This is a genomic window from Embleya sp. NPDC001921, from assembly GCF_053594475.1.
Window position 1 is genome coordinate 252,949 of the sequence record NZ_JBSFEO010000011.1, and the last position, 6,884, is coordinate 259,832.

Consider the following 6,884-nt stretch of genomic DNA (forward strand, 5'->3'; position numbering starts at 1 on the left):
ACCCGGTCCGCGTAGTCGAGCCGGAACCGACACCCACGAGGGTCGGTTCCGGCCGGCGCGCACCCTGCCGCCACCCCGACGCGAGGAGCCCGCATCGTGGCCCTGTCCCCCACCCCCGCCCCGCCGCCCGCGGCCGATCCCGTGCTCGAACTGCGCGGCATCAACAAGAGTTTCGGCGCCGTGCACGTGCTGCGCGACGTGGACCTGTCCGTGTACGAGGGTCAGGTGACCGCGCTCGTCGGCGACAACGGCGCGGGCAAGTCGACCCTGGTCAAATGCATCGGCGGCATCCACACCGCCGACTCCGGCGAGTACTTCTTCGACGGCGCGCCGGTCACCGTGAACAGCCCCCGCGACGCCTCCGAACTCGGCGTCGAGATCGTCTACCAGGACCTCGCCCTGTGCGACAACCTCGACATCGTGCAGAACATGTTCCTCGGTCGGGAACGCCGGCGCGGCTGGGTGCTGGACGAGGACAGCATGGAGCAGATCGCCGAGGAGACCCTGGCCGGCCTCTCTGTACGCACCGTCTCCTCGATCCGCCAGCGCGTCTCCAGCCTCTCCGGCGGCCAGCGCCAGACCGTGGCGATCGCCAAGGCCGTGTTGTGGAACAGCAAGGTGGTCGTCCTGGACGAACCCACCGCCGCGCTCGGCGTCTCGCAGACCGCGCAGGTGCTCGAACTGGTCCGCCGGCTGGCCGACAACGGCCTCGCCGTCGTGCTCATCTCGCACAACATGAACGACGTGTTCGCGGTCGCCGACCGAATCGCGGTGCTCTACCTGGGCCGTACCGCCGCCCAGGTGAGCACGAGCGAGATCACCCATTCCCAGATCGTCGAACTCATCACGTCGGGGCAGACCGAGGCACTCGGTCCCGGCGCGGGTCGAAACGGAGTGAACCGATGACGAGCAGCGTCCTGCCTCTCGCCGAGAAGAGCGAGTCCGATGCGCCCGCGTCGCCGGTGGTCACGCACATCAAGGACTACGTCGCCCGACTGCGCGGCGGCGACACCGGCGCGATGCCCGCCGTGCTCGGTCTGGTGGTGCTGTGCACGGTATTCGCGATCATGCGCCCGAGGTTCCTGAGCGCGGGCAACTTCGCCAACCTGTTCACCCAGGGCGCCGCGGTCACCGTGATCGCCATGGGATTGATCTTCGTCCTGGTACTGGGCGAGATCGACCTGTCCGCGGGCTTCGCCAGCGGGGTCTGTGCCGCGGTGCTCGCGGTGTTGCTGACCGAACACGGTTGGCCGTGGTACGCGGGCGTGCTCGCCGCCCTGGTCGTCGGCGCGGTGATCGGCCTGGTGCTCGGCGTACTGGTGGCCAAGGTCGGCATCCCCTCCTTCGTGGTCACCCTCGGCGCCTTCCTGGCCTTCCAGGGCGTGTCGCTGCTCCTGGTCAAGGGCGGCACCAACGTGCCGGTACGCGACTCGACCATCCTGGCCATCTCCAACCGCAATCTCGCGCCGATCGTCGGCTGGCTGCTGGCCGCCGCGACCGTGGGCGGGTACGCGGCACTGCAACTGCGCCGCAATCGCAACCGGATGCGGCGGGGCCTGAGCGCCGAACCGATCGCGATCACCGGGATCCGGGTCGGCACGCTGGCCGTTCTGGTCGGCCTCGCGGTGTACGTGCTCAACCAGGAGCGCAGCCGCAACGTGGTGATCTCCTCGCTGCGCGGCGTGCCGATCGTGGTGCCGGTCCTGGTGGTGCTGTTGCTGGTGGGCACGTTCGTGCTGCGCCGCACGCCGTACGGGTTGAGCCTGTACGCGGTCGGCGGCAATCGCGAGGCGGCCCGCCGGGCCGGCATCAATGTGGACCGGGTACGCATATCGGCGTTCGTGATCTGTTCCACGATGGCCGCGATCGGCGGCATCGTCGCCGCGTCGCGGGCCAACTCGGTGGACTCCAACACCGGTGGCAGCAACGTGCTGTTGTACGCGGTGGGCGCCGCGGTGATCGGCGGCACCAGCCTGTTCGGCGGCAAGGGACGGGTGTTGGACGCGGTACTCGGCGGGGCGGTGGTCGCGGTGATCGACAACGGCATGGGGCTCATGGGGTACAGCGCCGGCGTCAAGTACGTTGTGACCGGCGTCGTGCTGCTCCTCGCCGCCGGGGTCGACGCCCTGTCGCGGCGGCGGGCCGAAGCCGCCGGGCTGCGGTGACGCCGCCCTCCCCCTCGATCGACGCCACGGATGAGAAAGGCAGGGTCCGCAGCCCCATGCGCGCAGCGCCCACCCAGGAGGACATCCGCAGGCAGAACCTGGGGGCGCTGCTTCGCCACGTGCACGTGCTCGGCCCCACCTCACGGGCCCAGTTGACCGCGGGCATGGGGCTCAACCGCAGCACCATCGGCGCGCTGACCGCCGACCTGGCGGCGGCGGGGCTGATCGTCGAGGAGGCCCCGCGGGACACCTCGGGCGGCGGGCGGGGCCGGCCCTCGCTGGTGGTCCGGGCGCAGTCGCAGCGGGTGTACGTGTACGCGTTCACGATCGGCGTGGACCGGGTGGTCGCGGCCCGGGTCGGGCTCGGCGGGGTGATCCTGGATCGCCGCGAACTGCAACGTCCCGGCAGCGGGTTCTCGCCCAAGGAGGTGGCCGACGCGCTCGGCGGGTTCGTCGCGCAGATGCGGCTGACCACGCCGCGCGACGGGGTGTGCGTGGGCGGCGGTGTCGCGGTGTGCGCGATGGTGCGCGGCTCGGACGGCACCATCCCCGAGGGGCCCACCCCGGATTGGCGCGACGAGCCGCTGGGCGAGCGGTTGTCGGCGGCGATCGGCACGGTGGTCACGGTCGGCAACGACGCCGATCTGGGGGTGCTCGCCGAGCACACCCGGGGCGCCGCGGTGGGCTGTGACGACGTGATCTACCTGCACGGCGACGTGTGCATAGGCGGCGGCATCCTGTCCGCGGGGCGGCCGGTGACCGGCGGGGACGGGTACGCGGGCGAGGTCGGGCACATGGTGGTCAACCCGGATGGCCGGCCGTGTCGGTGCGGCTCGCGCGGCTGCTGGGAGACCGAGATCGGCGAGTTCGCGCTCACTCGCGGCACCGCCAAGCACGCGATCGGCGGGCTCGCCGACTCGGCGGCGCGCGGCGATCAGGACGCCGAGGAGGGTCTGCGCCGAGTCGGCGACTGGCTCGGCCTGGGTGTGGCCAACCTGGTCAACATCCTCAACCCCCAGATGGTGGTGTTCGGCGGGACGCTGCGCGAGGTGTACCTGGCCACCGCCGCACAGGTACGCAGTCGGCTCAACCGGACCTCGCTGGCGGTCACCCGCGAGCACCTCAAGCTGCGCACGGCCGCGCTGGGCGACGACGCCCCGCTGTACGGCGCGGCCGAGTTGGCCTTCGCCCGCCTGCTGGACAACCCGCTGGAGTCGGGGTTGGCGCCGGCGGGCTGACGGCCGTCCGGACTCGACCCCGGCGAGTCGCACGGCCCGGGTTCCGGCGCCCATGGGTGGTACGCCCCACGCGTCGTCCGCCCCACGGCTCGTCCGCCCCGCGGCTCGTCCCCGTCACGGTTCGTCCCCGTCACGGTTCGTCCGCCCACGGCTCGGCCCGCCCACCGGGCGCGGTCCGGTGCGCACCACGCGGCGCGCCAGGGGCGCGCGGCCACGCGTTCGGGTGGACTCGGTCACTCGACTCCGCCGTGCGGGTGACGCGAAAGGCCGCGCGGCGCGGCGCCCCCTGTTTCATGGTGCGGGTATGGCCGCCGCGTTCGGACGGTGCATCGCGCCCGAGCATCCCCGAACGCGGCGGTCGGTTCACCGGGTACGGCCGGTGAACCCGCCTCCCGAAGCGGTTCTCCCCTCGGCATCGGATCTCACCGGTCGGGCGGGTGTGGTGGACGCGGTGGCGTGGACGGCCTGGGCGGGCAGGGTTCCCAGGCCCGGGCGACGGCGGCGAGGGTCTCGGGTTTGGTGAGGTACACCTCGTAGAAGCCGCAACCCGTGCACACGTAGTGCGTCGCGCGGGTCTTGCGCCACGTGGCGAAACCGATCCACGCCACGATGTCCACCGCGCCGCTGCGCAGGCCGCCCACGCGCCGGACCACGCTCGCCTGGCCGCATTTCGTGCAGATGCCGGAACGCATGACCGGACGCTACATGTCGGAGGGGCTTGCGACTGTAGGTGTTTCCCTTGGGTCGAGTACTCGCACGCGTTCGCGGGCACGCGGGGAAGGCCGGCGGGCGGAGTCGATCCGAACGAGTCGCCGGGTCGAAAGGAATCACCATGTCCACGAGCACGCTCCAGGGCAGGGTCGCCCTGGTGGCCGGGGCCACCCGAGGCGCCGGGCGCGGGATCGCGGTCGAACTCGGCGCGGCCGGTGCGACCGTGTACGTGACCGGGCGCAGCACCCGCGAGCGGCGCTCCGAGTACGACCGTCCCGAGACCATCGAGGACACCGCCGACCTGGTGACCGCGGCGGGCGGTCGCGGTGTCGCGGTACCCACGGACCATCTGGATCCGGAGCGGGTACGGGCGCTGATCGCCCGGATCGAGGCCGAGCAGGGTCGGCTGGACGTGCTGGTCAACGACATCTGGGGCGGCGAGAAGCTGTTCGCGTGGGACACCCCGGTGTGGGAGCACGACCTGGACGACGGGCTGCGGCTGCTCCGGCTCGCGGTGGAGACGCACGCGATCACCAACCACTTCGCGCTGCCGCTGCTGTTGCGCCGGCCCGGCGGCCTGGTGGTGGAGATGACCGACGGCACCGGCGAGTACAACCGGGACAACTATCGCGTGTCCTTCTTCTACGACCTGGCCAAGTCGTCCGTGTTGCGGATGGCCTTCGCGCTCGGCCACGAGCTGGGGTCGCGCGGGGCGACCGCCGTCGCGCTGACTCCCGGGTGGTTGCGGTCGGAGATGATGCTCGACAACTACGGGGTGACCGAGGCGAACTGGCGGGAGGGCACGAAGATCCAACCGCACTTCGGCATCTCGGAATCCCCCGCCTACGTCGGCCGGGCCGTGGTGGCGCTGGCCGGCGACCCCGAAGTGGCCCGCTGGAACGGGCAGTCCCTCTCCAGCGGGCAACTCGCGGGCGTGTACGGCTTCACCGACCTGGACGGCAGCCGGCCCGACGCGTGGCGCTACCTGGTCGAGGTCCAGGATCCGGGGCTGCCGGCCGACCAGACCGGCTATCGCTGAGCGGCGCCGGCGCCGGCCCCGCGATCGGCCGGATCCGCTCGGGGAGTTGGGGTCGGCACGGGGTCGGCCCAGGGTAAGCACCGCCTTGCCGCGGACTCGTCGGCCGAGCAGTTCGGCGGGGTCGGTGGGCACCCGGTCCGCGCCGTGTTCGGCCAGGCCCGCACCGCGCTCCGCAACTCCTGTGACGCCGGCGGCATTCCGCCGCGCGGCCGCGCGTTTCGGCGGCGCGGCGGAGGAGGACGAGGAGGGCCGGCCGGCCGGAATGATCAACCGTGTGGCGTAGCTGGGCGCGGGTCGGATCGGGAAAGGGCTCGGGAGGCCGACGACCAATGACCGACGACAGGCCCGATGCCCTGCCCGACGACCGATGCCCGACGACCGGCCCACCCCGGGTGATCCAGGACGGTGCCTTCCCGATGAGTGAGACCCCGGCATGAGCGAGGCCCCGGTGGTCGCCACGGGCGGCGCGGGCGGCGTGGGCGGTGCGAACGGCGTGGGTGGCGCGCGGCCGATGCGGTGGTTGATCCCGCTGCTGCCGGCCCTGCTGTACGTCGTGATCGTGGCCGTCGACTTCGGCACACCCGACGAGTTTCGCACCGACACGATGTTGTGTCTGGTGCCGATGACCGCGTCGAGCCTGAGTTCGGTGCGCGCCACGGTCGTCTACGCGGTGCTCGCGACGCTGACGTTCCTGGTGCTGGACCCGTGGTTGGCGCCGACCGGCTACGAGCACGACTGGGCGGGGTTCGTGGTGGTCGTGCTGGGTGGCGCGATCGCGGTGGCGGCGGTGTTGTTGCGGACCCGCCTGCAGGAGCGGGTGTCCCGGCTGGGCAATGTGGTCGAGCACGTCCAGCGCGCGCTGCTGCCGCCCGCGCCGCCGGTGGTGGGCGGGGTCCGGGTGGCGCGCAGCTATCTGGCGGCGGAGCGGGACGCGGAGGTGGGCGGCGACGTGTACGACGTGGTGGCCACGCCGTACGGTACGCGCGCGTTCATCGCCGACGTGCAGGGCAAGGGGCTGACCGCGGTCGGCGCGAGCGCGGCCCTGGTCGGCACGTTCAGCGAGGCGGCGTTCACGACGTCGGACCTGTGGCAGGTCGGGTGGCGGATGGGCGAGGGGCTGGAACGGTTCGGCCGCAATCAGGTGCTGCTCGGCGAGCCGGACACGGACTGGTTCGCCACCGCGCTGATCGCCCAGTTCGGCCCGGACGGCCTGGTCGAGCTGGTCAACTACGGCCACGAGCCGCCCGCGTTGATCGGCCCGTCCGGCGTGCGCTGGCTCGCTGTGGCGCCCGAGCTGCCGCTCGGCCTGGCGGGCCTGATTCCCGGCGACGAGCGGGCGTCGGCCTACCGGTTCCGGATGGCGCCGGACGAGTCGCTGCTGCTGTACACGGACGGCACCACCGAGGCCCGGGACGCCCGAGGCCGGTTCTTTCCGCTCCGCGAGTGGATCGCCGCGAACGCCGATCCGAACCTGCCCGCGCACGAGCTGCTCACCCTGCTGCAGCAGGCGCTGCTGGCACACGTGGGCGACCGGCTCACCGACGACGCGGCCCTGATGGTGCTCCGCCCGGACGCGCCGAAGGTGGTCGGCCGGTCCCGCTGACCGCCGTCCCGCTCGGCGCCGCCGCCCGAGCCGCGCCGAGCGGGGTCGCTCGGCCAGCAGGCTCACGAGCCGCCATCGGGCCGGATCGGCCAGTGCGGTGAGGAGTGCGTCCATGCCAAGCAGTATTC

The 6,884-nt window shown here is 72.4% G+C and carries 6 protein-coding genes; 5 read left to right on the top strand and 1 reads right to left on the bottom strand.

From position 1 onward, the window contains the following. Positions 1 to 96: 96 nt before the first annotated feature. From ACWCPW_RS16260 to ACWCPW_RS16270, 3 genes are read left to right on the top strand one after another with little or no spacing between them, the layout of a single operon-like run. Positions 97 to 906, top strand: coding sequence for an ATP-binding cassette domain-containing protein (locus tag ACWCPW_RS16260; RefSeq protein WP_395858810.1), 810 nt, complete (start codon positions 97 to 99; stop codon positions 904 to 906). Further along, positions 903 to 2,165, top strand: coding sequence for a sugar ABC transporter permease (locus tag ACWCPW_RS16265; RefSeq protein WP_449762193.1), 1,263 nt, complete (start codon positions 903 to 905; stop codon positions 2,163 to 2,165). Before ACWCPW_RS16260 ends, ACWCPW_RS16265 begins: the two co-directional genes overlap by 4 nt. Before the next feature lie 56 nt (positions 2,166 to 2,221). After that, complete coding sequence (locus ACWCPW_RS16270) at positions 2,222 to 3,403, top strand: ROK family protein (protein WP_449762194.1); 1,182 nt, start codon at positions 2,222 to 2,224, stop codon at positions 3,401 to 3,403. A 422-nt stretch (positions 3,404 to 3,825) separates the two neighbouring features. Here ACWCPW_RS16270 and ACWCPW_RS16275 read toward each other — a convergent pair whose 3' ends face one another. Beyond that, positions 3,826 to 4,095, bottom strand: a complete 270-nt coding sequence (locus ACWCPW_RS16275) for a hypothetical protein (RefSeq protein ID WP_449762195.1) — start codon at positions 4,093 to 4,095, stop codon at positions 3,826 to 3,828. A 140-nt stretch (positions 4,096 to 4,235) separates the two neighbouring features. On the opposite strand from ACWCPW_RS16275, the gene ACWCPW_RS16280 reads away from it, so the two are divergent. Beyond that, on the top strand, positions 4,236 to 5,153 hold the full coding sequence (locus tag ACWCPW_RS16280) for an SDR family oxidoreductase (protein ID WP_449762196.1): 918 nt from the start codon (positions 4,236 to 4,238) through the stop codon (positions 5,151 to 5,153). 433 nt (positions 5,154 to 5,586) lie between these two features. Next, positions 5,587 to 6,756, top strand: a complete 1,170-nt coding sequence (locus ACWCPW_RS16285; RefSeq protein ID WP_449762197.1) for a PP2C family protein-serine/threonine phosphatase — start codon at positions 5,587 to 5,589, stop codon at positions 6,754 to 6,756. The last annotated feature ends 128 nt before the right edge of the window (positions 6,757 to 6,884 follow it).